Annotated in this window: 1 protein-coding gene; it reads right to left on the bottom strand. The window is 47.6% G+C overall.

Annotated features, from left to right (window positions below; all coding sequences use genetic code 11):
• Positions 1–511: RHS repeat protein (locus PEH01S_RS34390; protein WP_164828166.1), on the bottom strand; the 511-nt coding region annotated here is incomplete at both ends.

Raw genomic sequence — 511 nt, 5'->3', positions numbered from 1 at the left:
ATTGACTAGTTTCGTTTCCTCTTTCTTAATCGTCCGGTCTAATGGATCTAAGGTCTCCGTAATCTTGTAGCCTTCGGCATCGATCGATACCTTCGTACGCTGAATATCGTTGTATTCCACCGTAGCTGAAGAACCGTCCGGGTACGTAATTTTGTTCTGGCGGCTCCATTGATCGTAGCCGAACCAGGTCCGGTTTCCCCGGGCATCCTCGCTCCATTCCAAACGTCCGTATGCATCATAGCCGAATTTGCTTCTAATATCCTGCTCGCTCACACCTGTGGCGATCTTCCAGCCGATCGGGTTCCATTGCGTGTACGTTTTTACGCCTGCTTCATCCGTGATCAGGATCGAATTTTTTGCATCATCATATTGCAGGGTGACAACGCTGTTATCCGGATTGATTGCTTTCGTTACCCGGCCCAGCTTGTCATAGTCATAGTTTGTCGCGTAGCCTTTGCCGTCGATAATTTTTGTTACTTTTCCAAGCGTCGGATTATATTCATATTGCTGT

The sequence above is a fragment of the Paenibacillus ehimensis NBRC 15659 genome, from assembly GCF_004000785.1.
Lineage (GTDB): Bacteria > Bacillota > Bacilli > Paenibacillales > NBRC-103111 > Paenibacillus_G > Paenibacillus_G ehimensis.
Note: the sequence above shows the minus strand (reverse complement) of the source record. Positions and strands in the feature narration are given on the sequence as shown.